Origin of the sequence: Actinacidiphila bryophytorum (genome assembly GCF_016916835.1) — a bacterium.
Classification (GTDB): Bacteria; Actinomycetota; Actinomycetes; order Streptomycetales; family Streptomycetaceae; genus Actinacidiphila; species Actinacidiphila bryophytorum.
Map to the genome: position 1 here is coordinate 22,990 of NZ_JAFFIX010000003.1, position 25,621 is coordinate 48,610.

Below are 25,621 nucleotides of genomic sequence, written 5' to 3' on the forward strand. Positions count from 1 at the left end.
GGTCCCCGCGCCCCCGGGGCGGTGCCCGGGAAGGGGGCGGGGCGGAGCCCCGGGGAGGGGGTGGCGGGGGTGCGTCAGGGGCCACCGGCCTGTGAAGGCCATTTTTGCGCAACGTCTTGACGGGTCCTCAGTGAACGCTAACATTCTCGGAAGACGACGGAGTCCAGGGACCGCACGAACCGCTGAAACCCCCTGGTACCCCGGACGCCAGCGTGTTGCGAATGTGTACGCGTGGGCGTCAAAGAGACGCGGGAGAAGTCGGCGCCGCCGCAACGGCACCGATTCTCCCGTCGTGATCACCGTGGGCACCCCGCCCGCCGGGCTGGATCCGGGTCGCGCCGACCCGCCCCCCGGCACAGCGGGAAGCCCGAGAACGGCATTTTCTGCGCGATCTGTATGTGAGCGCTAACAACTGGCTGCGAGGCCTTTCCGGACGGGATGTTGGGTCATGGGTGCAGTGCGGAGTGGGCGGGTCGGACGAGCCGGGCTGGGGCGCCGCTGCGGCGCCGCGGCCGTCGTGCTCGCGGTGGTGGTCGGCGCGGCGGCGTGCAGCAAGAGCGGCGCGGGCTCGTCGTCGAACGACAATTCCGGCAGCGGTGCCGGCTCCTCGGGCGGTTCGTCGTCGAACGCGCCCGCGGTGACGATCCAGGGCGACATCACCTTCAACGACGCCAACCTCGCGAAGCTGGACGCGGCGCTGAAGCAGGCCCTCCAGGGCAAGGACCTGTCGAAGCTGGACGAGGCGATGGTCGTGAACGTCGCCGTCGACTACTGGAACGCCGGAAAGATCGGCTTCAACAAGGGCCTGAAGGACCTCGGCGTCAAGGGCACCTACCAGGCCCCGGCGAACGGCCGCCTCGACCAGCAGCTGTCGATCATCCAGACGCTGCGCGGCCAGGGGATCACGGGACTGAGCGTCTCGGCGATCGACCCGACCGCCATCAAGGCCCCGATCGCGTCGGCGAACAGCGCGGGCATCCCGGTGCTGGCGATCGACTCGCCGCTGCCGAAGGAGGACGGCGCCGCCCTCTACCTGGGCACCCCGAACTACCAGGCGGGCCAGAAGGCCGGCGAGGCGATGAAGCAGGCGCTGAACGGCAAGGGCCAGGTCGTGATCCTGGTCGGCTCGCTGACCACGTCGAACGCCGTCGAGCGCATCCAGGGCTTCGAGGACGCGTTGAAGGGCACCGACATCAAGGTCGCGCAGAAGCTCAGCGACGGCATGGACGCGGCCAAGGCCCTCACCAACGCGCAGACCGCGATCCAGACCAACCCCAACATCAACGGCCTGTACGGGGTGTACTCCTACGACGGCCCGTCCGCGGGCCAGGCCGTGCAGGCCGCGGGCAAGTCCGGCAAGGTCAAGATCATCTCGGACGACTCGGACCCGCAGACGCTGAAGTTCGTGCAGTCGGGCGTCATCCAGGCCACCGTCCTGCAGCAGCCGTACCAGCAGGGCTACACCGGCGCGTACCTGCTGGCGGCACTCAAGGTGCTCGGCAAGCAGGCCACCTTGGACCTGGTCAAGCCGTACCTGGAGTCGGACGGCAGCACGATCAGCTCGGGCGTGGGCCTGGTCACGCAGGCCAACCTCAGTGACTACCAGGCCAAGCTGACCTCGCTGGGCATCGGCTGATGGCTGAGCCGAAGAGCACGCCGGCCGGCGAACGGGCGGGCACCGCAGCCGACATCGCCGTCTCGCTCCGCGACGTGAGCAAGGTCTACGGCCCGGTGAAGGTGCTCGACATCCCGCGACTCGACCTGGCGCGCGGTCAGATCGTCGCGGTGGTGGGCGAGAACGGGGCCGGCAAGTCCACGCTGATGGGCGTGCTCTCCGGCACCGTCACCCCCACCACCGGCACTATCGAGATCGCCGGGCAGCCGTTGCAGCCCGGCCGCCCCGACCACTCCCGCGACATGGGAGTGGCCCTGGTGGCACAGGAGTTCCCGCTGGTGGGGCAGCTGAGCGTGGCGGAGAACCTGCTGCTCGGCCGCCGCCCCCAGCGGGCCGACGCCCGCCCGCTCGGCCGGGTGGTGGTCGATCGGGCGGGCACCCGGGCGGAGGCGCGGGCGCTGCTGGCCGAGGTGGGGGTCCGCGGTGTGGACGTCGACCGCCCGGTCGGCCGGTTCCCGGTGCCCGTACGGCAGATGATCGAGATCGCCAAGGCCTGGGGCCACCGCCCGGTCGTGCTGATCCTGGACGAGCCGACGTCCTCGCTCGGCCCGGTCGAGGCGGAACGTGTACTGGACCTGGCCCGTACGCATGCCGCCGCCGGGGGAGCGGTGCTCTTCATCGGGCACCGGCTCGACGAGGTGCGCTCGGTCGCGGACCGGGTGGTGGTCCTGCGCAGCGGGCGGCTGGTCGCCGACCTGACGCCCGACGAGGCCAGCGAGGAGCGGATGATCCGCGAGATGGTCGGCAGCGAGCTGGCCCGCGCCGACCTCGCACCGCCGTCGTCGGTCGAGCGCAAGGCGACGCTGAGCGTGCGCGGGCTGACCGCGGACGGCCTCGGGCCGGTCGACCTGGACGTGCACGCCGGCGAGATCGTCGGCGTGGCGGGCCTGATGGGCTCGGGCCGCAGCCGGCTGCTGCACACCGTGATGGGCGCCCAGCCGCGTACCGGCGGCCAGGTCGCCTTCGAGGGCGCGGACTTCCGTCCGCGGCACCCGGCGGACTCGGTCGCGGCCGGCATCGGCCTGGTGCCCGAGGACCGCAAGGTCCAGTCGCTGCTGCCGGCGCACTCGGTGCGCTGGAACGTCACGCTCACCACGCTGCGCCGGATCAGCCGCCGCGGTGTGCTGCGGCCCCGGCACGACAAGGAGCACGCGGCCCGCATCGTCAAGGACCTCGGGGTGCGGCTGCACAGCAACGAGCAGCCGATCAGCTCGCTGTCCGGCGGTAACCAGCAGAAGGCGGTGTTCGGCCGCTGGCTGGCGACCGAGCCCAAGCTGCTGCTGCTCGACGAGCCGACCCGCGGGGTCGACGTCGGGGCCAAGGCCGAGATCTACAGCCTGATCGACACGGCCGCGCAGGACGGCCTGGCCGTCCTGGTCGCCTCCTCCGAGCTGGAGGAGCTGCTCTGGATCTGCCACCGCATCGTGGTGATGGCCCGCGGCCGGGTCGTCGCGGACATCCCGCGGGAGCGGTTCGGCAAGGAAGTGATCATGACCGCGGCGGCCGGCACGCAGGCCGCCCCCGGCGGCGGCACGGAGGAAGCCGGCACGCCCGGCGAAGGGAAGGCTCGCGCATGAAGACCAGCACCGCCCCGGCACTCGCGGACCCGGGCGCCGCGGAGCAGCCGCGCACGTCCCTGCTCCGGCGGCTGGCCGAGACCCCGGAGGTCGGCGTCGTCGCGGCCTGCGTGGTCGTCTTCGTCTCGCTGGCGATCGACAAGTCCACCTTCGCCAGCGCCGTCAACCTGCAGGGCATGGGCTTCGACCTGGCGCAGTACGGCCTCATCGCCATCGGCGAGTCGCTGGTGATCCTCACCGGCGGCATCGACCTGTCGGTGGGCGCGCTGCTGGGAACCAGCGTGATCCTGATGTCCTGGTTCAACGTACGGGCCGGGCTGCCGCCGATCCTCGCGGTCCTGGTCACCATGGTCATCGCCGGCACGGTCGGCCTCATCCACGGGCTCGCCGTCACCCGGCTGAAGATGCCGCCCTTCGTGGTCACCCTGGTCACCTACACCGTCGCCCAGGGCGTCACGCTCGCCATCACCTCGGGCACCTCGATCACCGGCATCGGCGGCTTCTTCGGCGACGTCGGGCAGACGTACGTGGCCCAGGTCCCGCTGCCGCTGATCCTGTTCGTCATCGTGGCGCTCTGCGCCTGGTTCTTCCTGGAGCGCACCTACGCCGGCCGCCAGGTCTACGCGGTCGGCGGCAACGCGGAGGCGGCCAGGCTCGCCGGTATCCGCGGCGACCGGCGGATCGTGTCGATGTACGTGACCAGTTCGCTGCTGTCCGCCTTCGCCGGGATCATGGTGCTGGGCCGGATGGGCGTCGGCTCGGCCAGCGGCGTCGGTGTCGGGTGGGAGCTGTCGGCGATCGCCGCGGCCGTCATCGGCGGGGTGAGCCTGGTCGGCGGGCAGGGCCGCATCATCGGGATCGTGGCCGGCACGATCCTGCTCGAACTGATCAACAACGGCCTCACCACACTGCAGATCAACTCCAACTACACCAACATCGTGCTCGGTTGCGTCCTCGGCCTGGCCATCACCGCCGACCGGCTGCGCGCCAGAAGCGTCGCCAGACGCGGCTGAGCCCCGGGGCGCAGCCGCGCCCCCGCTCCACCCCGCTCCGCCCCCGCAGGTCCCGGCGCCCCTCCCACGGGCGCCGGGCCGGTCTTCGGCCTGCCCGCGTAACGCCCGCGTGCGGGCCTGCTTCTTCCCCCCACCCCCCACCCCCCACATCACAGGAGGACCCCCGTGTCCGTACCCGTGTTCGCCCATCTGCAACGGCACGTCAGAAAGTGGGCGCTGGCCTTCACCGCGGTCGCGGCCCTGATCGCCGGTGTGCTGGCCGGCACCTCGCCGGCGTCACAGGCGGCCGGCTCGCTGCCCTGCGACATCTACCAGTCCGCCGGCACCCCCTGCGTGGCCGCGCACAGCACGACCCGCGCGCTGTACAGCTCCTACAACGGCTCGCTGTACCAGGTGCGGCGGGCGAAGGACAACGCGACGCAGAACATCGGGGTGCTGAGCACCGGCGGTTACGCCGACGCCGCCGCGCAGGACTCCTTCTGCTCCGGCACCAGCTGCGTGATCACGGTCATCTACGACCAGTCGGGCCGCGGCAACAACCTCACCCAGGCCCCGGGCGGCGGTGCGGCGGGCGGCCCCGACAACCTGGCCAACGCCACCGCGGCACCGACCACGGTCGGCGGCCACAAGGCCTACGGCGTCTTCGTCGCCCCCGGCACCGGCTACCGCAACGACCACACCAGCGGTATCGCCACCGGTGACGCGGCCGAGGGCATGTACGCCATCTTCGACGGCACCCACTACAACGGCGGCTGCTGCTTCGACTACGGCAACGCGGAGACGAACAACAACGACGACGGCAACGGCACGATGGAGGCCATCTACTTCGGCAACATCAAGGTCTGGGGCTACGGCAGCGGCAACGGCCCGTGGATCATGGCCGACCTGGAGAACGGCCTGTTCTCCGGCGTCAACCAGCACTACAACGCCAACGACCCGACGATCAACTACCGCTACACCACCGCCATCATCAAGGGCGAGCCCAACCACTGGGCCATCCGCGGCGGCAACGCCCAGTCCGGTGGCCTGTCCACCTTCTACAACGGTGTACGGCCCAACGTGTCGGGCTACAACCCGATGAAGAAGCAGGGCGCGATCATCCTCGGCATCGGCGGCGACAACAGCAAGGGAGCGCAGGGCACCTTCTACGAGGGCGTCATGACCTCCGGTTACCCCTCGGACGCCACCGAGAACGCCGTCCAGGCCAACATCAACTCCGTCGGCTACGGCAACGGCTCCAGCGGCGGCACCGGCTTCCCGGCCGTCGGGTCCAAGACGTCGCTGCGCGCCACCACCTCCTGCTGCACCGGCGACTACATCAAGCACGACGACGCCGACAGCAACGTGGTGATCGCCGCGGTCAACTCGTCCAGCTCCAGCACCGACAAGGGCGACTCGACCTGGATCGTCCGCGCGGGCCTGGCCAACAGCGCCTGCGTGTCCTTCGAGTCGGCGAACTCCTCGGGCAAGTACCTGCGCCACTACAACTACAAGCTCCAACTCGCGTCCAGCGACGGCAGCACCACCTTCCAGCAGGACGCCACCTTCTGCCCGCAGAGCGGCCAGAACGGCCAGGGCTTCTCGCTCCAGTCGGTCAACTACCCCGACAAGTACCTGCGCCACTACAACTACACCGTCTACATCGCCTCGAACGGCGGCTCCAACGCCTGGGACTCCGCCACCTCCTGGGCCGACGACGTGAGCTGGGTCCCCGCGTCCCCCTGGGCGCCCTGACCCCCGGCCGCACCGTGAAGCGCCGTACCGCCGGCCCCACCGGCGGTACGGCGCTTCGCCGTTCAGCGAAGGCCGGCCCGGGTCAGGGTGTCAGGCCCGTGGAGAGGGTGTTCAGGAGGGTGCCGGAGGGGGTGTCGCCGGACATCTCCCAGATCATCGCGCCCAGCAGGTGTTTGGACTTGATGTAGGCGGCCTTCTCGGCGATCGACCAGGAGTCGTCGAAGGACCACCACTGGCCACCGTTGCCGGTGTAGCCGTAGGTCGCCACCGACTGGTCGTCGTGGTAGACGGTCAGGCCGGGCACCGAGGTGACCAGGTTGTTGTAGCCGCGGGTGCCGGCCTCCTCGGCGAATTGGCCGGGGGCCGCGCCGTTCGCCGGCTGCCAGACGCCGTGCGCTCCGCCGTCGGTGACCTGCTGCCAGCCGCGGCCGTAGAAGGGCAGGCCGATGGTCAGCTTGCGCGGGCTGATGCCGGCGTCCAGGTAGAGCTGGACGGCGCCGTCGACGCTGAAGTCGTGCGGGTAGGGGGAGGCGGGGTCGGGGTAGAGGTTGGCCTGGCTGCCGGTGCGGGCCGGCTCCCAGGAGTTGTCGCTGCCCGAGCCGTGGAAGTCGTAGCCCTGGATGTTCTCGATGTCCAGGGACTTCGAGACCTGGGGCAGGTCCCAGCCGGCGGCGATCTTGTTCGGGTCGGCCGGGGTGAAGGCGGTGAGCAGCTTGTGCTCGCCGCCCAGCGCGTCGAGCTGCCGGCGGAACTCGGCCAGCAGCGCGGTCAGGTCGGCCTTGTCGGCCGCGGCGTAGTGGTTGCCGGGGTGGCCGTCGGGCGAGCCGGGCCACTCCCAGTCGATGTCGAAGCCGTCGAAGATGCCGGCCGCGACACCGGGGCCGCCCGCGCCCTCGTAGGAGGGCAGATTGCCCTTGATGTACATGTCGATGCAGGACGACACGAACTTCTTGCGGGACGCGTCGGTGGCGGCGACGTCCGAGAAGTACTTGGAGTACGTCCAGCCCCCCAGCGACATCACGACCTTGAGCTCGGGGTACTTCGCCTTCAGCTCCTTGAGCTGGTTGAAGTTGCCGCGCAGCTTGCCCCAGCCGTCGTCGGCCTGGCCGTTGACGGACTGCGAGGCGGGGAAGGCCCGGCCGTAGTCCGCCTCGGCGTCACCGGCCCCGTCGCCCTGGTCCGGGTCCTCGGGATCGGCGGTGGTGCCCTTGGTCACGCCGTTCAGGCACGTGAGGTTGACCGGGTCGACGTTGCCGAAGGCGTAGTTGATGACGTCCAGCTTGGCCGCGGCGCCCGAGGTGTCCAGGTTCCTGACGAAGTACTGCCGGCCGTAGATGCCCCACTGCACGAAGTAACCGACCTTCGCGTAGCCGCCGTTGCCGACCGCCTCCAGGGTCGTCACCGTGACCGCGCCGCTCGCCGGCGAGGGATTGTCGGCGAGGTCGCGGGCCTTGACGGTGAAGGTGTAGGCGGTGGCGGGCGCCAGGCCCGTGAGGGTGGCCGTCCGGGTGTCGGCCGGGGTCGTCGCGACCGGTGTGGAGCCCTGGTAGATGTCGTAGGCGGCGACCCGGTTGTTGTCGGTGGCCGCGTCCCACGACAGTTGGACGGTGCTCGACGTGACCGCGCCCGCCCGCAGGTTGGGCGGGGCGGTCGGCGGGACCGTGTCGGACGCCGGGTCGAAGGTGGTCGCGGTGACCGGGGCGCTGGGCTCACCGGTGTTGCCGCGGGAGTCCTTCGCCCTGACCGTGAACTGGTAGGCCGTCGCGGGCGACAGGCCCTGGACGGTCGCCGACGTGGTCGCGCTCGATGCCACGACGGCCCCGGCGCGCAGCACGTCGTAGGAGGCCACGGGGAAGTCGCCGACGGCCGCGGCCGTCCAGCGCAGGGTCACCGTGTGGGCGGTGGCGTCCGCGACGGTGACACCGGTCGGCGCGTGCGGCGGCACCGCGGGGCTGCCGTCGCACTTGTCGCCGTTGACCAGGCAGCCCGTCGGGGTGCCCATCGGCCCCGACGCGGTGAAGGTGTAGCTGTAGGGGTACGTCGAACCGCCCGCCGGGATCGTGGAGTTGTAGTAGGCGGGGGAGGCCACGACATGCGAGCCGCTGACGGTCGAGGTGCCGTACGTCTCGCCGGTGATCGTCACGCCGGCCGGCAGGTCGAACTCCAGGGTCCAGCCGCTCACCGCGGCGGCGGTGCCGTTCTTGACGACGTAGGTGCCCGTCCAGGACGAGCCGCTGCCGGTGCTGCTGAACTCCGCGGTGACCGCGCCCGCGGCCTGCGCCGCGGGCGCGCCCAGGCCGGCGAGCCCGGCCAGTGCGAGCGCCATGGCGGCGACGCCGGCGACCGCGCCGGCCAGCCGCCTGCGGGTGCGGTCGAGGGTGCGGGGTGATCTCCGTAATCTTGGTCCGGTGGACACGGCTCTCCTCGGGGTGTGGGGGAAGCGCGAGGGCGGCTCTCCCAGGACAGCCGAGACCGGCGGCGACGGCAATGCGCCGGACGAGAATTGGACTGGACCAATTTGGGGTGGCGGGTGGCGTCGCCGCTGATGAAGTGGACTGGACCAACGGCCGGGATTTTACCCGGCCTTGACCCTACTGGGAGAAGCGCACGCCGACGCCCGTGCCCTGCGCGTCCAGTTCCAGCACCCCGCCGGCGGCGGTCACGTACACCGTGCCCGCCGTGAAGACCCGTTTCCCGGTCGCCGCGGGAAGCGCCGCGACGGCGGTGGCGTGCCCCGTGCGCGGGTCGAGCGCGACCACCTGCGGGGCGCTCGGCGACCCCGCGAGCGCGTAGACGCGGTCGCTGTCCCCGGCGGAAGTGGCCAGTGCCGTGGCCGGGTAGCTCCACAGCTTCGCCCCGGTGGCGGTGTCGAAGGCGTCGACCTCGCTGCCGGCGGCGGTCGTCGCCGGGGTGACCAGGACGCCGCCCACCAGCCTTGCCGAGTGGTCGGCGGCGCTGTCGTTGCCCGGCAGCAGCTCGGTGTTGCCCACCGCCAGCTTGCGGCTCGCGCCGGACGGCGCGACCACCCGCACGCTGTCCTCGCCCGCCTTGTGCTCGGAGACGATCAGCGGGGCGCCGGAGAAGACGTGCGCGATGTCGGTGTGGGCGTCCTGGGTCTGGCTCCACAGCGTCCTGCCGGTGGCGCCGTCGTACGCGGTGAGGGTGAAGTGGGTGCCGCTGTCGGCGCAGTAGTCGTCCACGAGGACCACTCCCGGGCCGCCCCAGGTGTAGGCGTTGCAGTAGTAGCCGCGGGACTTGAAGCCCCACACGCGGTGGCCCGTGCGGACGTCGAGGCCGCCGAGGAAGTTCTCGCCGACGACGGTGGCGACGTCGCCCTGCAGGAAGGTCTGCGCGCCCATCGCGGTCTTGTGGCCCGCGTCCACCAGCGGCACCGTCCACAGCACCGTGCCGGTCGCCGCGTCGATGCCGGCCAGCGAGGTGCAGGTGTGGCCGTCCCTGCCGAAGGCGACGGTGCCGAGGCCTGCGGCGGTCAGGGTGGGCGACATGGCGCACGGCTGCGTGCCGGCGGCCGCCGCCTTGGCCGGCAGCGCGGCCGTCCACGCGGTGCTGCCGTCGGCCAGCGAGTACGCGGTCACGCCGCCGCGGGTGCTCGCCCGCACCAGCAGCTTGTCCGTGACCCAGCTCCCGACCAGCTCGTCGTCCGCGGCGGGCGAGGCCACCTGCCACACCTGTACCAGGTGCCGCGACGCGGAGGGCGCCGCGTCCTCCCGGTGCAAGGCCACGGCGGCCCCCCCGCCGACCGCCCCTACCACGGCCAACGCGGCCAGCACCCGCCCCGGCCCCCGCTTGCGCCCGGCCCGCCGATCGGTCCGATGCTGAACCGGTACCGCCTGCGGCGGGATCGCCGAGCGCGCATCGGCCTCCTGGGAGCCGCCCCGCGGCTGCCCGGCCTGACGTGTGCTCAGCCGCTGCAATCCGGGCAGCGGCGTGTCCGCGCTCGCGGCCCCCGCCCGCCGCCCGCCGGGCAGCGGCCCGCCCGTCTGCCGCGCCTCCGGCCCCCGGCCCTCCGCCCGTGGCGCCGGGCGCCCCGGGCCGTGCTGCGGCGCATGGGTGCGCTCCGGCTGCGGGGCCTCCGCCCGCCGCGCGTCGGGCTGCCGGCCGCCGGCCTGCGGTGCCGGGTGCCTCGGGCCGTGCTGGGACGCCTGCATGTGGTCCCGCCGCGGCATGCCCGCCCGCGGCGTGTCCGCGCGTGGGGCCTCCGGCGGCGGCGCGTCCGGCTGCCGCCATTCCGGCCGGCGCGCGTCGGGCTGCGGTGCCGGGTGCTTCGGGGCGTGCTGGGGCGTGTGGGCGCGCTCCGGCTGCGGCCCGTCCGGCCGTGGGGCCTCCGGTCGCCGTGCGTCGGGCAGCGCCTCCGCGCGCGCGGCCGCCGGTCGCCGTGCGTCGGGCGGTGGCGCGTCCGGGCGTGGGGCCTCCGGGTCCCGGGCGTCCGGCCGGGGGGTTGCAGGCATGGGGCGGCGGGGGGTGAAGGCCCAGCCGGTGGGTTGTTGGGGCGCGGTCTCGCCCGGCGACGGTTCCGTCGTCATCCCCCGTACTTCCGCTCTGCTCGCACCGTGCACATGGTCTGTCGGGTCAGCTCTTACCGAAGGGGTGGCCGAAACCGTAGCGTTGGGACTCCGCGCGGAAGGCGGCCTGCGACCCGAGTGAGGTGTCGATCCGCCAGTCCATCATCTGGGTGCTGCCCGGCCAGTCCTTGCGCTGGTCGTACCAGACCAGGCCGATCACGCCGGCCTTCGCCGCGCCCTTGAAGAGGTCGCGCACCTGCTGCTCCTTGCGGCTGCTCTCGGCCACCCCGGTCTCGGTGATCAGCACCGGTTTGTCGGAGAAGCGGGAGATCTCCTTGAGCGTCGGGGTGAACAGGCTGGAGAAGGCCGCCCCGTCGATCGGGCCGTAGTAGCCGATCAGGCCGACCCAGTCGACGTACGCGTCGCCCGGGTAGTACGGGCGCAGCTTCGCCTTGGTGCCGCTGTCGACGACATGCGGGCTCCAGGTCCATATGACGTTGGTGACCTTGAGTTCGCGGAAGACGTCGTGCACGTGCTTCCAGGCGGTCACGAAGTCGGCCGCCTTGGCGTGGCCCGGCCCCCAGGAGTTCCAGGGGCCGTTCATCTCGCCGGCAAAGGAGAGCACGAGCGGCCCGTGGTAGCTCGCGACCTGCCGCGCGAGCTTGCGCACGTACGCGTCGTCGTAGCCGCCGCCGATGTCGGCGAGCGCGGTGTCGGACGGCACGAGCGAGAGCATCGGCAGCTGCCCGTGCTGCCACAGGAAGGTGTTGCCCTCGGCGTCGAAGTCGTCGCCCCACGAGTCGTAGTACTCGCGGATGTCGGGCGCCCGGCCGGCCTGCGTGCCGAAGGCCTTGACGATGTCGTACTGCCACGGCGACTTGTCGTCCACCACGCCGAGCATCCGCCCGGCCGGGTGCAGCAGCGGCGCGACGTCGAAGGGCGCGGTCGGCGTGCTGGTGGTGGCCGCCGCGTCGGACGGCCCGCCGCCGGAGCCGCCGCGGCTGCTGCAGGCGTACGCCACGAGCAGCACGACCGCGGTGAGCACGACGGCAGCCGAGCAACCGGAGCGGCGGTTTCTGGCCATGTACGGGAGTCCGTTCGGGCGGGCGGCGAGGTTCGCGACCAGGATCCTATGCCGGGCGAGGCGCCCGGACATATTTTCATCTCAATATGGTCACGTAGGCCGGGAAAATGGGGATAAGTAGGTCAACCGTTCGGACATGTGCCGCTTACCGGCGCTATTTTCGACTCCCGGAGCAGTGGCGGCACCATCCTAGGAAAGCCCGAGGCCCTCGGTGACGAGCACCCTGACGGAGGTCGAGACCTCACCGGTCTTCGTGGACCAGACGGGCAAGCGCGGCCGGCGGCTGCGCGGCCTCGGCTGGGTCTTCGGCGCCGCCTTCGTCGGCATGACGCTGGCGATGGTCTCAGGCCTGCTCGGCACCCAGTCCGACGCCCCCTCCTTCCTTGTCCCCGGCACCGCCGACACCCTGCCGCCGGGACAGTACGTCAACGCGCCCCTCCCCTCGCCGCCCGGCAAGGCCGACCGCAGCAAGGGCGTACCCCACAAGGGCGCCACGACCCCCGCCGGCACCCCCACGCCGAGCACGACCGCCACCGGCACCGCGGACCCCACGGGCACGGCCACCCCCACCGGCTCCACCCGGGCGACCGGCAAGCCGCCGGCCCACTCCACCAGCAGCCCCCCGCAGCACACAACGCCGAGCACCCCCGCCAAGTCCACGGCGGGGACCAGCACTCCGCCGCCGGTGCACTCCACCCCCACCGGGAGTGCCGCGCCCCCTCCGACGCAGAGCAGCACCACCGCGCCCCCCGCCGCGCCGGACACCTCCTCGTAGCACCGCTCCCCGCTCAGCCCGCGCTCGCGCAAGAACCAGGAAGACATGTCCCGCCACCAACGCCCACGGCAGTCAGTGCTGCGCCCGCGCAGACTCGCGGCACCGCCGCTGCGCTTCTTCCTGCCGCTGTCCGTGCTGGTCACCCTGCTGGCGCTGATGGTGCTGCGCGGCATGGCCAACAACGAGGTCTTCCACGACGAGAAGGTCGCCGTCTCGGTCGACAAGACCACCGTGCCCAAGAGCGTGCTGGAAGGCGGCCCCGTCGTGGACAGCCGCGGCGACAAGCAGGACGCCCCGGTCAGCTACACCGTCCCCGACAAGACCGTGGTGCTGACCTTCGACGACGGCCCCTCGACCGACTGGACGCCGAAGATCCTCGACGTGCTCGCCAAGGAGCACATCCAGGCGGACTTTTTCGTCACCGGCTCGATGACCACCCGCAACCCCGCGCTGATCCGGCGGATCGTCGCCGAGGGCCACGAGATCGGCGTGCACACCTACACCCACCCCGACCTCGCCCTGCACAACAACATGCGGCTCGGCTGGGAGCTGGGCGAGACGCAGCTGGCGCTGGCCGGCGTCGCGGGCATCCACAGCAGCCTCTTCCGCCCGCCCTACTCCTCCACCGCCGACGCGCTGGACGACTGGTCGTGGCCGGTGACCAAGGAGGTCGGCAAGGACGGTTACCTGGTCGCCTTCATCGACAAGGACACCGACGACTGGAAGCGCCCCGGCGTCAACGCCATCGTCAAGGCCGCGATGCCGGACCTGGCGGGCCAGGGCGAGATGATCCTGCTGCACGACGCGGGCGGCAACCGGGCGCAGACCCTGGCGGCGCTGCCGATCATCATCGACAAGCTCAAGGCCGAGGGCTACACCTTCAAGACCATCGGCCAGGCGCTCGGCGCGGGCTCCGCCAACACCAAGGTCACCGGCTCCACCCTGTGGGCGGGCAAGGCCTTCGTGTGGGCGACGACCTTCTCGGTCGGGCTGATGCCGTGGCTGGTGGTGGTGCTCGCCGTGGTCGGCGTGCTGGTCTTCGGCCGCTTCGCGCTGATGCTGGTGCTGTCGCTGATCCATGTGCGCCGCACCAGGAAGCCCGGCTTCTCCTGGGGCGCGCCGGTCACCGAGCCGGTCAGCGTGATCGTGCCGGCCTACAACGAGCAGGAGTGCATCGCCAACACCCTGCTGTCGCTGGCCGCGAGCGACCACCCGATCGAGGTGATCGTCGTGGACGACGGGTCGAGCGACGACACCGCCGCGCTGGTCGAGGAGATGGACCTGCCGATGGTCCGGCTGATCCGGCAGCCCAACAGCGGCAAGCCGGCCGCGCTCAACACCGGTGTGGCGGCGGCCTCCTACGACCTGATCGTGATGATGGACGGCGACACCGTCTTCGAACCGGCCACCGTGCGCGAGCTGGTGCAGCCCTTCGGCGACCCCAGGATCGGCGCGGTCGCCGGCAATGCCAAGGTCGGCAACCGCGACACCCTGATCGGCGCCTGGCAGCACATCGAGTACGTCATGGGCTTCAACCTCGACCGGCGGATGTACGACGTGCTGGACTGCATGCCGACCATCCCCGGCGCGGTCGGCGCCTTCCGCCGCGAGGCGCTCCACCAGGTGGGCGGCATGAGCGACGACACGCTCGCCGAGGACACCGACGTGACGATGGCCCTGCACCGGGCCGGCTGGAAGATCGTCTACGCCGAGAACGCCCGCGCCTGGACCGAGGCGCCCGGCAGCATGAGCCAGTTGTGGTCGCAGCGCTACCGCTGGAGCTACGGCACCATGCAGGCGATGTGGAAGCACCGCCACGCGTTCTTCGAGCGCGGCCCCGGCGGGCGCTTCGGGCGCATCGGGCTGCCGTTCGTGGCGCTCTTCATGGTCTTCACGCCGCTGCTGGCGCCGGCCATCGACATCGCCATGGTCTACGGCGTCTTCTTCGTCGACCCCTACAAGAGCCTGCTGGCCTGGTTCGCGGTGCTCGCCCTGCAGGGCTTCTGCGCCTGGTGGTCCTTCCGGCTCGACCGCGAGAAGGCCTGGTACCTGATCACGCTGCCGGTGCAGCAGGTGGTCTACCGGGTGCTGATGTACATGGTCCTGCTGCAGTCCTGGATCACCGCGCTCACCGGCGGCCGGCTGCGCTGGCAGAAGCTGCGGCGCACCGGCGAGGTCGGGCTGGACGTCACCACGACGGAGGCGGTGCAGTCATGACCAGCACGGCAGAGCACGAGGGGTACGCGTCGGGCACCGACCCGACGGCGACCCTGAAGCTGCGCACCATCACCGTCCCCGAGCCCTTCGTGCACCCCCCGGAGGAGGCCGAGCCCGCCCCGGTCGTCCGGCGGGGCGTCCGCGACCGCTACCTCGACCTGCTGCGGGCGCTCGCCCTGGTCCGCGTGGTGATCTACCACAACTTCGGCTGGACCTGGCTGCCGCTGCTCTTCCCGTCCATGGGCGTGATGTTCGCGCTGGCGGGCTCGCTGATGGCCCGCTCGCTCAACCGCCCCGCGTGGAGCGTCATCAGGGGCCGTATGCGCCGCCTGCTGCCGCCGATGTGGATGTTCGGCGCGGTCGTGCTGACCGCGATGATCGCCGACGGCTGGGGTCCGCACGCCGAGGGCCACCCCAACTGGTGGTGGGGCAAACTCGCCTTCTGGGTGCTGCCGCTGAGCACCCCGCCCTTCGCCGACACCGTCCACGGCTTCAGCGGGCACCTGCCGACCAGCTGGGCCGAGCAGTGCGTCGTCCCGCTGTGGTACCTGCGCGCCTACCTCTGGTACGTGCTGCTGTCGCCGCTGATGCTCAAGGCCATACGCCGGCTGCCGTGGGTCACGCTCGCGGTGCCGCTGGTGCTCTCCGCGGTGCTCAACTCCGGCCTCGTCGACCAGTCGGGCCGGATCATGGAGACCGCCACCGACTTCACCACCTTCGGCTCATGCTGGCTGCTGGGCATGGCCCACCAGGAGGGCCTGCTGCGCCGCATACCCCAGTACGTCGTGCCGTCGCTGGCGCCGCTGGTGCTCGCGGCCGGCTTCTGGTGGCTCCAGCAGGCGCCGGTCGACGACCCCAGGGTCGGCCCCGACCTGGAGGCGGTGCCGCTGGCCCAGGCCATCTGGTCCTTCGGCTGCGTCATGCTGCTGCTGCACCTGAGCCCGTCGTGGGAGCGCTGGCCCAAACCGCTGGAGCGGTTCAACGGGGTCATCACGCTGCTCAACTCCCGTGCGGTCACCGTCTACCTGTGGCACTGCGTCGCCCTGGTGCTGACCGAGCCGCTGATCAACCCGCTGTGGGACAACCCCTTCATCTACGCGCACTTCCGCGGTGTGCTGACCAGCCAGTGGCTGCCGCTCTTCGTGGCGGTCCCGCTGATCGCGGTGGCGCTGCTGCTCTTCGGCTGGGTCGAGGACACCGCCGCCAAACGCAGCCCGCGCCTGTTCCCGTACCCGCGCAGGTCGAAGGGCCGCCGCCGGGCGTAGCGGCGGCGCGCCGCCGTCGCCCTCGGGGTGCTCGCCGTCCCCGCGGTGCTCGGCGTCAGGAGGCGTACCAGACCTGTGCGGGCTGCCTGCTGTCGCACGTGCGGCTCGCGACGCTCTTCCCCGACGCCGTCAGGCACTGCCCCGTCGAGACGTTCTGGTAGGTGCCGCCCGCCGCCGTCGACGTACCGATACGCCACTGCTGGCCCGCGGAGCCGTCGCAGGCGCCGAGGGTGGTGGAGCCGCCGAGGGCGCCGCCGGTCAGGCAGGACCCGGCTTTCTGGCTGACCAGCAGGAAGGTTCCGCCGGGGGCGGCCTGGAAGGTCCAGGAGTAGCTGACGGAGACCGCCAGTCCCGGCGGCGCCCCGCACGTGCCGACCGTCGGGGTGTGGCTGCCGACGAAGGAGGTGTCGGCCAGGCAGCGCGCGTCGGCGGAGCTGCGCAACTGCCCCTGCCCGGTGGGCGGCCCGGCCGTGGCAGGGGGCGTCGCGGCCCCGCCGCCGGTGCCGGCCGTGGCGGGCGCCGTGCTCGCGGGCGTACCGCCGTCCGATGCCGGGTTCTTCGTAGCGTCGCCCGCCCGGTTCGCGGGGGTGCGGGCCGCAGGGGGCGCGGGGGAGGAGGGGAGGGACGCGGAGGGCGCCGGTGACGTACGGGACGGGCCGTGCGGGGCGGGCGCCGACGGGTCGGCGGACGCGGAGACCGACGTGCCGTGCGGGGCGGAACTGTCGGCGCTGCCGCTGCCCGGCGCCAGCAGCAGCGGCAGGGCCGCACCGCCGCCCACGATCAGCAGCGGCAGCGCGACCAGCAGCACCTTCTTGCGCCGCCCCGGCCGCCGTTCGGTCTCCGGCGCGGCCGGCGGTGGGTCCTCGGGGGCGCCGGCACCGCCCTCCGCGGGCGCCGTCGCGGCGAAGCCGGCCCGCAGCGCTATCCGGTCGCGGACGGCCGCGGGCCACAGGTCCGCCGCCTCGCCCTCGCCGTCCGGCACGTGCCCGCCGGCCAGTTCTGCCAGCTCCGCCGCCGCGGGCCGGGCCTGCGGGTCCTTGTCCAGGCAGGACGCCAGGACCCCGGCCAGGTCCGCGTCCACCGCCCGTACCGGCCCCAGCTCGGGGCCGTCGTTGACGACCCGGTGCAGCACGTCGGGGCCCGCTCCCTCACCGAAGGGCGGTGCGCCGATCGCCGCGTAGCAGAGCACCGCGGCGAGCGCGAAGACGTCCGCCGCGCCCGTCACCGGCCCTTCCCCCGCGGCCTGTTCCGGCGCCATGTACGCCGGGGTGCCCGCGGCCGCACCGGCCCTGGAGGGGCTGGCGGGGTCGGCCGCACGGGCCACGCCGAAGTCGATGAGGGCGACGCCGCCGGGGGTCAGCATCACGTTGGAGGGCTTGAGGTCGCGGTGGACCAGGTCCAGCGCGTGCACCTGCGCCAGTCCCGCGGCGGCCTCCCGCAGCAGCACCCACAGGGCGCCGACCGGCAGCGGCCCGCCGTGCGCCCTGAGCGCCTCGGCCAGCGTGAGCCCGGGTATGTACGCGGTCGCGAACCACGGCGGGCGGGCCTCGCGGTCGCTGTCCAGGAGTTCGGCGCCGACCCCCGCGGGCAGCCGGCCGAGGCTGTCCAGCTCCGCGCCGAACTGCCGCAGGAAGCCCTCGTCCTCCGCGAGCACCGGCAGCACCTGCTTGACGGCCGCGTAGCGCCCCTGCGCGGTCACCCCGAGGTAGACCCGGCCCGTCGCGCCGGAACCCAGCACTCCGACCACCGGGAACGGCCCGATCCGCCGCGGGTCGCGCTCACCGAGCGGGAGCGCGCCGCTCCCGCCGAGATCCACGTCCAGGTTCCAACCCCCGTGCATGCGCGTCAGGTTACCCACACGCACCACGAGAGGTCGACTGCTGCCCTGGCCGCCCCCGCACCAGCGCCCACAGGGGGGACGCCGTGTCGCCGTACGGGCACGCCCCGTATCGTCGGGGGTGTGGTGAGCGGATGCGCGGGCGGCGGGAGGGGCGGCCTTGTGTGCATCCTCCCGTCACATCGCGCGGCTTTCAGCTGTCATGTTCTGGCAGGCACCGGTGGGAGAATGTGACGCGATGAACGAACACGACTGGCTGGTCGAGCGTTTCGAGACCGACCGGCCCCGCTTGCGCGCCGTGGCGTACCGCATGCTCGGCTCGCTGCCAGAGGCTGACGACGCCGTCCAGGAGGCCTGGATCCGGCTCAGCCGCGCCGACGTCGACGCCGTGGAGAACCTGAGCGGCTGGCTCACCACGATCGTCGCCCGGGTGTCCCTCAACATGCTCAAGTCCCGCAGATCGCGCCGCGAGGACCTGGTCGACGCCCCCGAGAACAGCGGGGCGCACGCCTCGGAGGTGAGCGCCGATCCCGAGCAGGAGGCGGTGCTCGCCGACTCGGTCGGCCTGGCCCTGCTCGTCGTCCTCGACACGCTGACCCCCGCGGAGCGGCTCGCCTTCGTGCTGCACGACATGTTCGCCGTGCCGTACGAGGAGATCGCGCCCATCGTCGACCGCACCCCCACCGCGGCCCGCCAGCTGGCCAGCCGCGCCCGCCGCCGCGTCCAGCAGGCGGGCGCCGGCGGGCAGGCGGCCGAGGCAGCGGCCAGGGGCGCGGCCGAGGACGCCGTGGACCCCGCGCAGCAGGCGGCCGACCGGGCGGAGATCGTACGGGCCTTCCTCGCCGCCTCCCGCGAGGGCGAGTTCGAGGCCCTGCTGACGGTGCTCGACCCGGACATCGTGCTGCGCACCGACTCGTCCGCCATCAAGATGGCCGACGCGGCCGAGTGGAACACCGCGCCCGAGGTGCACGGCGCCGACGCCGTCACGCGGGCCTTCCTCAACCGCACCTGGTCCCCGGTCCCCGCCGTCATCGAGGGCGCCCCCGGCCTGGTGTGGAACTACCGCGGCCAGCCCCGGGTGGTCTTCCGCTTCACCTTCGACGGCGACCTGATCACCGCCATCGACGTCCAGGCGGACCTGACCGGCCTCGACATCGACCTCACCTGAGACGCGCGACACGCGTGTGGGGCGGCCCCCTTCGAGGGGCCGCCCCACACGCGCACCGGCGGTGCGCAGGAGCTAGTCGGTCAGGGCGTCGAAGGCCTTCAGCAGCTTCCGCTGGATATCGCTGATCTGGTAGTACGAGCCGAGCTTGTAGTATTCCTCGCTCGGCGAGAGCGTCAGACCGTAGACCAGGGTGCGCTTCTCACCCGCGTACGCGTACGGCGCATTGTTGGCGTAGGTCGAGAACAGGTCGAGGTCCGACTGCTCCGTCGAGGGCGCCAGCGTCGGGTCGGTGGAGATCACCGCGTAGCACAGCCGCTCGATCTTCGCCGACTCCCAGCTGAGCGTCGGGTAGAGCGCGAACGACCGCCGGGCGAAGGTCAGCCCCTTCTCGCCCGGCTGCACCAGGCCCGTCTCGCGGACCAGCGCCTTCACCGGTTCGGGTTCGAGGAATTCCGGCTGCAGATTGCTGAAGTACAGATTCACCTGGTTCTTCTTGTAGTCCAGCGAGATCATCTGCACTTTGTCCAGCCCGTAGCGGGCGAACAGCTCGGCGTTCTGCGCCACGCTCGGCGGCATCGACGGGATGTCCATCAGCTGCGCGACACCCGGCATGTCGTCGGTCGGGAAGAAGGCGTAGGTCTTCTTGAATCCGCTGGTGACTTCGCCGTCCACCGCGAACATCGAGACCGGCAGCGCCTTCTGCGTGTCGGCGAGCAGGTCGCCCACCGGGTGGCCGGTCTCAGGGATGAGCCCGTGCGCGAGCGCCGCGGCATACGGGTCGCCGTACCCGGCCGGCACCGAGATGCTGAAGTCCAGCTCGGTCGCGTGCCGGCCGCTGGCCATCGAGTAGACAATCACGCCGTCGGCGAGTACGTCCTGGAACGCGTTCAGAATCGGCCGGATCTTCTCGGGTGAGCAGGCGACATCGAGCAGTCCGGCCGCTTCCTCCATGGCCGAATACACGCGCTCGACTTCAGCGGCTCCGGACATTCAATCCTCCACGCATAGATCGTGACGGTCTGTCGCCCAAGCATTGGCCACCCGCCTTGGGCAGGACTGTTCTGCCGCTTGGCGCCGGCTTGGCGGCAGCTTGTGCCGCCCGCCGAGCCGGCGCCGTCTCCCCGCGGCCTTTCAGCGCGAGCCGACGACGGAGTCCTCGCTGCCGCGCTCGGACACCGCCTCGGTGACCGACCTGGCGATGTCCCGCCCGGTCAGGCCGGCCCGCTTGAGGATGTCGCCCCTGGTGTCGTGGGTGAGGAACTCCTGCGGCAGCCCGAAGGGCACCACCGGGGTGGTGACGCCCGCCTCGCGCAGCGCGCGGGCCACCGCGTCGCCGAAGCCGCCCGATATGCCGTTGTCCTCGACGGTGACCACCAGCCGCGCGTCCCGCGCCGCCGGGGCCAGCGCCGGGTCCACCGGCTTGACCCAGCGCGGGTCGAGGGCGAGCGCCCCGATGCCCTGGTCGGCCAGCCGGGAGGCCGCGTCGGCGCAGACCCCCGCCATCACGCCGGCGCCGACCAGCAGCACGTCCACCGCGGCGCCGGCCTGCGGCCTGGCCACGACGTCCATGCCGCCGAGCGTGCCGAGCCCCGGGACCTCGTCGCCTGCCGGGGCCTTGGGGAAGCGCAGCAGCGTCGGCCCGTCGTCGTCCAGCGCCTCGGCCAGCAGCTCGGCCAGCCGTGCCGCGTCCCGGGGCGCGGCGATCCGCAGGCCCGGCACCAGCTGGCTGATGGACCCGTCCCACATGCCGTTGTGGCTGGCGCCGTCGGGGCCGGTCACCCCGGCCCTGTCCAGCACGAAGGTGACCGGCAGCCGGTGCAGGGCGACGTCCATCAGCAGCTGGTCGAAGGCCCGGTTGAGGAAGGTCGAGTAGAGCGCCACCACCGGGTGCAGGCCGCCCATGGCCAGGCCCGCCGCGCTGGTCACCGCGTGCTGCTCGGCGATGCCGACGTCGAAAACCCGGTCGGGGTAGGCCTCGGCGAAGGGGGCCAGCCCGGTCGGGTGCAGCATCGCCGCGGTGATCGCGACGACGTCCTCGCGCTTGTGCCCGATCTCCAGGATCTCGTCGGCGAAGACGTGCGACCAGGTGCGGGCCGCCGCCTTGAAGGTGGTGCCGGTCAGGGGATCGGTGCCGGCCGCGACCTGGTGCAGGTGGTCCTCGTTGTTGTTCTCCGCCGGCGGGTAGCCGTGGCCCTTGCGGGTCAGCACGTGCACGATCACCGGCCCGCCGAAGCCCCGGGCGTGCGCCAGCGCCCGCTCGACGGCGGCCTGGTCGTGGCCGTCGATGGGGCCGACGTACTTCAGGCCCAGGTCCTCGAACATCACCTGCGGCTGGAGTACGTCCTTGATGCCCTTCTTGATGCCGTGCAGCGTCTCGTAGAGCGGGGCGCCGACCAGCGGGGTCCTGGGCAGCGCCGACTTGACGGTGTCGAGCACGTTCTCGTAGCGCCGGGTGGTGCGCACCTGCGCCAGGTGGGCGGCGATGGCGCCGTGGGTGGGGGCGTAGGAGCGGCCGTTGTCGTTGACGACGATGACCACGCGGTTGGTCCGGTCGGCTGCGATGTTGTTGAGCGCCTCCCACGCCATCCCGCCGGTCAGGGCGCCGTCGCCGATCACGGCGACAGCCGTGCGGTCGTGCTCGCCGCGCAGCCGGAAGGCCTTCGCGAGCCCGTCGGCGTACGACATCGAGGTCGAGGCGTGCGAGTTCTCCACGTGGTCGTGCGGGGACTCGGCCCTGCTGGGGTAGCCGGACATGCCGCCGGGCTGCCGCAGCGTGCCGAAGTCGGCCTGCCGCCCGGTCAGCAGCTTGTGCACGTAGGACTGGTGGCCGGTGTCGAAGACCAGCGGGTCGCGCGGCGAGTCGAACACCCGGTGCAGGGCGATGGTCAGCTCCACCACCCCGAGGTTGGGTCCCAGGTGCCCGCTGTTCGCGGACACCGTCGAGATCAGGCGGCTCCTGATCTCCGCGGCCAGGGACGTCAGCTCATTCGGCCCGAGATCCTTCAGATCCTGGGGACCGCGGAGCGAATCAAGGAGTGTCATACGGCAACAGTCCTGGCGATGGTGAAATACCGTCAACCCGTCGCCAGGGGCAACATATTGCCGCCGTTCCGCCGGATGACAGTTTCCTGTCACTGTACGGACCCCCGGCGGGTACGCTGCGGGGGGCGGCGGGTGCAAGCAAGGAATAAGCCATTGCACCGGTTAAGTGCCTATTTGGCGCACCGCTACGGATTGTAGCCCACCCTTGACTCTCTATCAGCGGAGGGCTAGACTCCCCGGAGCAGACTGGAATAAATCTTTAGCGCAGCGGGGGCGCGAAGTGAAATTATTTGGCGCGAGCACCAGTACTCCAGTCGTGATTGCCGCTTCCGGCGACACATCGTATCAAGATCACGCATTCCCGGTCGGAATGCGTGATTTCTGGCGTTCCCCGGCGTGTTTGTGAACGCGCTCTGAAAAGTCGTCTCATGTAGGCCGTTCGCGCACGCTACACAGAGCGTTCGGTGACCGGATACTGCCTGGCCGAGTCGCCCGGCAGCCCGCCAGGGCCGCAACCCGGTCCGGTCGGGCGCCCGGAACAGGCGGTGAGATGTTGGGAGTTCGGGATGGCGAACGAGGAAATCAAGGTGGATAGCCCTGCCATCGGCGCCGAGTTAGCCGGCGGCCGCTCCGCGCTGACCGAAGGCGGACGGCCGCCGGCCGGGAACGCCGATGCGCGGCGTATCGCCGAGCTGGAACGCGAAGTGTGGGAACTTCGGCGCACCAACGAGTTTTTGAAAGAGTATTTCGCTAAAGATCTCGATGCTGATCCATTGCCACCACCCGCACCACCCCGAGTCGTCGGCACAATCGGTGAGCGAAGTCATCCGGAAGTCGTCGCGGCTGCACCCGCGGGACCGCCGGGCGCCGCCCGCTGGACACCCGGGCAGTCACCGCAGATCCAGGACACACCGCAGCCGATGGCCGTCTTCCGGGCACTCGGCCCGATAGAGGCGGTGGTGGGCGGCCGGCTGGTCGACCCGGGAGCCCCCAAACAGCGTGCACTGCTGGCCCTGCTGGTCAGCAAGGTGGGCCAGCCGGTGGCCGTCGACATGATCGTCGAGGAGCTGTGGACCGGGAATCCGCCACCGTCGGCCATCACTTCCCTGCAGGCGTACGTGGCCAATTTACGACGGGTGCTCGAACCGGACCGCGCGCCCAGGACCCCGGCGACCGTGCTGCGGACCTACGGCCGCGGCTACCTGCTGGACAGCCGGGTGGTCGAGGTCGACGTGCACCGCTTCAGCGAGCGCGCCACCGCCGGCTGGCAGGCCCTGGACTGGGGCGAACCCCAGCAGGCGGTGCGGGAATTCGAGGCGGGTCTCGCGCTGTGGCGCGGGCAGGCCTACGCCGAGGTCGCCGACACCACGTATGTGCGGCCCGACGTGGCCCGGCTCGAGGAACTGCGGCTCTCGGTCGTCGAGGGGCGGTGCGCCGCGCTGCTCGCGGTCGGCGCCCACGAGATGGCCGTCGCGGAACTGGAGGCCTTCACCCGTGCGCACCCCTTGCGCGAGTACGGCTGCGAACTGCTGAGCCTGGCCCTGTACCGGGCGGGACGGCAGGCCGACGCCCTGGGGGTGCTGCGCACCAACCAGAAACGGCTCGCGGAGGAGCTGGGCATCGACCCGAGACCCGCACTGCAGCACCTGGAGAACGAGATACTCAACCACGCCCCCGCCCTCGACTGGCGCCCCCACCCCCGGGTGATCGCGAAGTCCGCCTGACCAAGGCCCGACCCCTCCGCCGGCCGGCTCGCGGCGGTGCGCCGCAAACGCGTACGGCCGCCAAGCCGGCCCCAAGTGGCCGACCAGTGCCGGCCAATTCCCGCGGCCGATGCTGGGTGCCCTCAGCATCGGCCGTGATACGTCGGCCCGGGCCTCGTGCCCGGGCCGTCATATGAGGGAAGGCAGAACATGGAGGCTATCGAGGTTCCGGTTCTGATCGTCGGCGGCGGCGGGTGCGGGTTGTCCGCGTCCTGCTTCCTGTCCGACCACGGAGTCGACCACCTCCTGGTGGAACGGCACACGGACACGTCGAAACTGCCGAAGGCGCACTACCTCAACCAGCGCACGATGGAGATCTTCCGGCAGCACGGCCTGTACGACGCGGCCGTCGAGAAGTCGGCGCCGCTGGAGAAGTTCGGCAGGGTCCGCTGGCAGACCACGCTCACCGGCGGCGGGCCGCTGGACACCCGGGTGATCCACGAGATGGACGCCTTCGGCGGCGGCGCACTCACCCCGGTCTACGCGGCGGCGGGACCCGTGCTGCCGATCAAGCTGCCGCAGCTGCGCCTTGAGCCGATCCTGCGCAGCCAGGCCGAGCAGCGCAACCCCGGGCGGGTGCTGTTCGGCCACGAGCTGGCCGCCTTCACCGAGGACGGCGACCACGTGGCCGCCGAGATCCGCGACATCGCGACCGGCGAGATCACCACCGTCACCGCCCGCTACGTCATCGCCGCCGACGGCGGCCGCACCCTCGGCCCGCAGCTGGGCGTCGAGATGCAGGGCGTGCCCAAGATGGTCGACGTCACCACCGCGTACTTCTCCGCCGACCTCTCGCAGTGGTGGCACGAGGGCACCATCATCACCTGGTTCCTCAACCCCTACCGCCCCGACCTGTCCAGCACCCTGCTGGAGATGGGGCCGAGCTGGGGCAAGGCCTGCGAGGAGTGGGGCCTGCACTTCATCCCCGGGGACGCCGACCGCGACGACCACGAGGCGATCTCCGCCCGTATCCGCGAGGTGCTGGGCCTGCCGGGCCTGGACCTGACGCTGCACAAGGTGTCGCACTGGAGCGTGGAAGGCGTGCTCGCCGACCGCTACCGCGACGGCCGGGTGCTGATCGTCGGCGACGCCGCGCACCGGCAGCCGCCGACCACCGGGCTCGGCCTCAACGGCGGCATCCAGGACGTGCACAACCTGGCGTGGAAGCTCGCCGCGGTCGTCTCGGGCCGCGCCGACGACAGCCTGCTGGACACCTACGAGGCCGAGCGGCGCCCGCTGGGCAAACGCAACGTCGAGTGGGGCCTTTCCACCTGGTTCCACCACCGGATGATGACCGAGGCCGCGGTGGGCCTGGGCGCGCACATCCCGCCGCACGCCCGCTCGTCGGCCTTCACCACCTACTTCGACGCCTCACCGGTCGGTGAGGTCGTCAGGGCGCGGGCCGCCGAGATCTTCGCCACCCACCGGGCCGAGTGCCAGGCGCACGACCTGGAGATCGGCTTCGGCTACGAGGACGGAGCGGTCCTTCCCGACGGTAGCGAGCCGCCCGCCCGCTCCCCGATGGGCACCGACTACCGCCCCACCACCCGCCCCGGGCACCGGCTGCCGCACGCCTGGGTCGAGCGCGACGGCGACCGGCTGTCCACGCACGACCTGGCGGGAACGGGCTTCGCGCTGATCGCGGGCCCGCAGGGCGCGGCCTGGTGCGAGGCTGCGGCGCAGGTCGCGGAGAAGTTCGCGGTCCCGATCACCACGGCACGCATCGGGGAGGGCGCCGAGTACGCCGACGCCGACGGGCGGTGGGCGCAGGTACGGGAGTTCGGCGACGCCGGCGCGGTCCTGGTACGCCCCGACAACCACGTGGCCTGGCGGTCCACGGGCGGCAGCGACACCCCCGCCGACGTCCTGAGCCAGGCGGTCGCGCACATCCTCGACCAGCGGGCCGCCGCCGCAGCAGCAGAGCGCTAGCTCCCGCCGCCCCGGCGCC

The 25,621-nt window shown here is 71.9% G+C and carries 16 protein-coding genes; 10 read left to right on the forward strand and 6 right to left on the reverse strand.

Features of this window, described 5'->3' with window-relative positions; genetic code table 11:
* Positions 1-448: 448 nt before the first annotated feature.
* The 4 genes from JT723_RS05360 (at position 449) to JT723_RS05375 (ending at position 5,999) form a co-directional block, all read left to right on the forward strand.
* Positions 449-1,636, forward strand: a complete 1,188-nt coding sequence (locus JT723_RS05360; RefSeq protein WP_205043312.1) for a substrate-binding domain-containing protein — start codon at positions 449-451, stop codon at positions 1,634-1,636.
* The gene (locus JT723_RS05365) at positions 1,636-3,252 is read left to right on the forward strand and encodes a sugar ABC transporter ATP-binding protein (protein WP_205043313.1); all 1,617 of its coding nucleotides are present in this window, start codon (positions 1,636-1,638) and stop codon (positions 3,250-3,252) included. Before JT723_RS05360 ends, JT723_RS05365 begins: the two co-directional genes overlap by 1 nt.
* Positions 3,249-4,265, forward strand: a complete 1,017-nt coding sequence (locus JT723_RS05370) for an ABC transporter permease (protein WP_205043314.1) — start codon at positions 3,249-3,251, stop codon at positions 4,263-4,265. The genes JT723_RS05365 and JT723_RS05370 overlap by 4 nt, the downstream gene beginning before the upstream one ends.
* 165 nt (positions 4,266-4,430) lie before the next feature.
* Positions 4,431-5,999, forward strand: a complete 1,569-nt coding sequence (locus JT723_RS05375) for an alpha-L-arabinofuranosidase B (protein WP_372441235.1) — start codon at positions 4,431-4,433, stop codon at positions 5,997-5,999.
* Between the two features lie 82 nt (positions 6,000-6,081).
* On the opposite strand, the gene JT723_RS05380 is transcribed toward JT723_RS05375, so the two are convergent.
* The 3 genes from JT723_RS05380 to JT723_RS05390 form a co-directional block, all read right to left on the reverse strand.
* Positions 6,082-8,325 (reverse strand): glycosyl hydrolase family 18 protein, encoded by a 2,244-nt coding sequence (locus JT723_RS05380; RefSeq protein ID WP_205043619.1) that lies wholly within the window; start codon positions 8,323-8,325, stop codon positions 6,082-6,084.
* Between the two features lie 265 nt (positions 8,326-8,590).
* On the reverse strand, positions 8,591-9,742 hold the full coding sequence (locus JT723_RS05385; protein WP_205043315.1) for an outer membrane protein assembly factor BamB family protein: 1,152 nt from the start codon (positions 9,740-9,742) through the stop codon (positions 8,591-8,593).
* 847 nt (positions 9,743-10,589) lie between these two features.
* Complete coding sequence (locus JT723_RS05390; protein ID WP_205043316.1) at positions 10,590-11,678, reverse strand: glycoside hydrolase family 26 protein; 1,089 nt, start codon at positions 11,676-11,678, stop codon at positions 10,590-10,592.
* A gap of 139 nt (positions 11,679-11,817) precedes the next feature.
* Between JT723_RS05390 and JT723_RS05395 the strand changes: the two genes are divergently transcribed.
* From JT723_RS05395 to JT723_RS05405, 3 genes are read left to right on the forward strand one after another with little or no spacing between them, the layout of a single operon-like run.
* A complete protein-coding gene (locus tag JT723_RS05395; RefSeq protein WP_205043317.1) occupies positions 11,818-12,381 on the forward strand; it encodes a hypothetical protein in 564 nt (187 codons plus the stop codon).
* A 45-nt stretch (positions 12,382-12,426) separates the two neighbouring features.
* A complete protein-coding gene (locus JT723_RS05400; protein WP_205043318.1) occupies positions 12,427-14,598 on the forward strand; it encodes a bifunctional polysaccharide deacetylase/glycosyltransferase family 2 protein in 2,172 nt (723 codons plus the stop codon).
* On the forward strand, positions 14,595-15,863 hold the full coding sequence (locus JT723_RS05405; RefSeq protein ID WP_205043319.1) for an acyltransferase family protein: 1,269 nt from the start codon (positions 14,595-14,597) through the stop codon (positions 15,861-15,863). The genes JT723_RS05400 and JT723_RS05405 overlap by 4 nt, the downstream gene beginning before the upstream one ends.
* A 55-nt stretch (positions 15,864-15,918) precedes the next feature.
* Here the strand turns inward: JT723_RS05405 and JT723_RS05410 are convergent, their stop codons facing one another.
* The gene (locus JT723_RS05410; protein WP_205043320.1) at positions 15,919-17,703 is read right to left on the reverse strand and encodes a serine/threonine-protein kinase; all 1,785 of its coding nucleotides are present in this window, start codon (positions 17,701-17,703) and stop codon (positions 15,919-15,921) included.
* Positions 17,704-17,938: 235 nt separating this feature from the next.
* Between JT723_RS05410 and JT723_RS05415 the strand changes: the two genes are divergently transcribed.
* On the forward strand, positions 17,939-18,868 hold the full coding sequence (locus JT723_RS05415) for a sigma-70 family RNA polymerase sigma factor (RefSeq protein ID WP_205043321.1): 930 nt from the start codon (positions 17,939-17,941) through the stop codon (positions 18,866-18,868).
* 72 nt (positions 18,869-18,940) lie between these two features.
* Here JT723_RS05415 and JT723_RS05420 read toward each other — a convergent pair whose 3' ends face one another.
* Together JT723_RS05420 and dxs are read right to left on the reverse strand one after the other, a co-directional pair.
* Positions 18,941-19,858, reverse strand: coding sequence for an aromatic prenyltransferase (locus JT723_RS05420; protein WP_205043322.1), 918 nt, complete (start codon positions 19,856-19,858; stop codon positions 18,941-18,943).
* A gap of 141 nt (positions 19,859-19,999) precedes the next feature.
* A complete protein-coding gene (gene dxs, locus JT723_RS05425) occupies positions 20,000-21,910 on the reverse strand; it encodes a 1-deoxy-D-xylulose-5-phosphate synthase (RefSeq protein WP_205043323.1) in 1,911 nt (636 codons plus the stop codon).
* Between the two features lie 566 nt (positions 21,911-22,476).
* On the opposite strand from dxs, the gene JT723_RS05430 reads away from it, so the two are divergent.
* Positions 22,477-23,634, forward strand: coding sequence for an AfsR/SARP family transcriptional regulator (locus JT723_RS05430; protein WP_205043324.1), 1,158 nt, complete (start codon positions 22,477-22,479; stop codon positions 23,632-23,634).
* A 189-nt stretch (positions 23,635-23,823) separates the two neighbouring features.
* On the forward strand, positions 23,824-25,602 hold the full coding sequence (locus JT723_RS05435; protein ID WP_205043325.1) for an FAD-dependent monooxygenase: 1,779 nt from the start codon (positions 23,824-23,826) through the stop codon (positions 25,600-25,602).
* Positions 25,603-25,621 lie beyond the last annotated feature (19 nt).

What these genes read in the sequence shown, in the direction of transcription:
- JT723_RS05430 (WP_205043324.1), top strand. Translation starts at nt 22,477, where the DNA reads ATGGCGAACGAGGAAATCAAGGTGGATAGCCCTGCCATCGGCGCCGAG.
- JT723_RS05390 (WP_205043316.1), bottom strand. Translation starts at nt 11,678, where the DNA reads ATGTCCGGGCGCCTCGCCCGGCATAGGATCCTGGTCGCGAACCTCGCC.
- JT723_RS05380 (WP_205043619.1), bottom strand. Translation starts at nt 8,325, where the DNA reads ATGGCGCTCGCACTGGCCGGGCTCGCCGGCCTGGGCGCGCCCGCGGCG.
- JT723_RS05410 (WP_205043320.1), bottom strand. Translation starts at nt 17,703, where the DNA reads ATGCACGGGGGTTGGAACCTGGACGTGGATCTCGGCGGGAGCGGCGCG.
- JT723_RS05415 (WP_205043321.1), top strand. Translation starts at nt 17,939, where the DNA reads ATGAACGAACACGACTGGCTGGTCGAGCGTTTCGAGACCGACCGGCCC.
- JT723_RS05405 (WP_205043319.1), top strand. Translation starts at nt 14,595, where the DNA reads ATGACCAGCACGGCAGAGCACGAGGGGTACGCGTCGGGCACCGACCCG.
- JT723_RS05435 (WP_205043325.1), top strand. Translation starts at nt 23,824, where the DNA reads ATGGAGGCTATCGAGGTTCCGGTTCTGATCGTCGGCGGCGGCGGGTGC.
- JT723_RS05360 (WP_205043312.1), top strand. Translation starts at nt 449, where the DNA reads ATGGGTGCAGTGCGGAGTGGGCGGGTCGGACGAGCCGGGCTGGGGCGC.
- JT723_RS05370 (WP_205043314.1), top strand. Translation starts at nt 3,249, where the DNA reads ATGAAGACCAGCACCGCCCCGGCACTCGCGGACCCGGGCGCCGCGGAG.
- JT723_RS05365 (WP_205043313.1), top strand. Translation starts at nt 1,636, where the DNA reads ATGGCTGAGCCGAAGAGCACGCCGGCCGGCGAACGGGCGGGCACCGCA.
- dxs (WP_205043323.1), bottom strand. Translation starts at nt 21,910, where the DNA reads ATGACACTCCTTGATTCGCTCCGCGGTCCCCAGGATCTGAAGGATCTC.
- JT723_RS05420 (WP_205043322.1), bottom strand. Translation starts at nt 19,858, where the DNA reads ATGTCCGGAGCCGCTGAAGTCGAGCGCGTGTATTCGGCCATGGAGGAA.
- JT723_RS05400 (WP_205043318.1), top strand. Translation starts at nt 12,427, where the DNA reads ATGTCCCGCCACCAACGCCCACGGCAGTCAGTGCTGCGCCCGCGCAGA.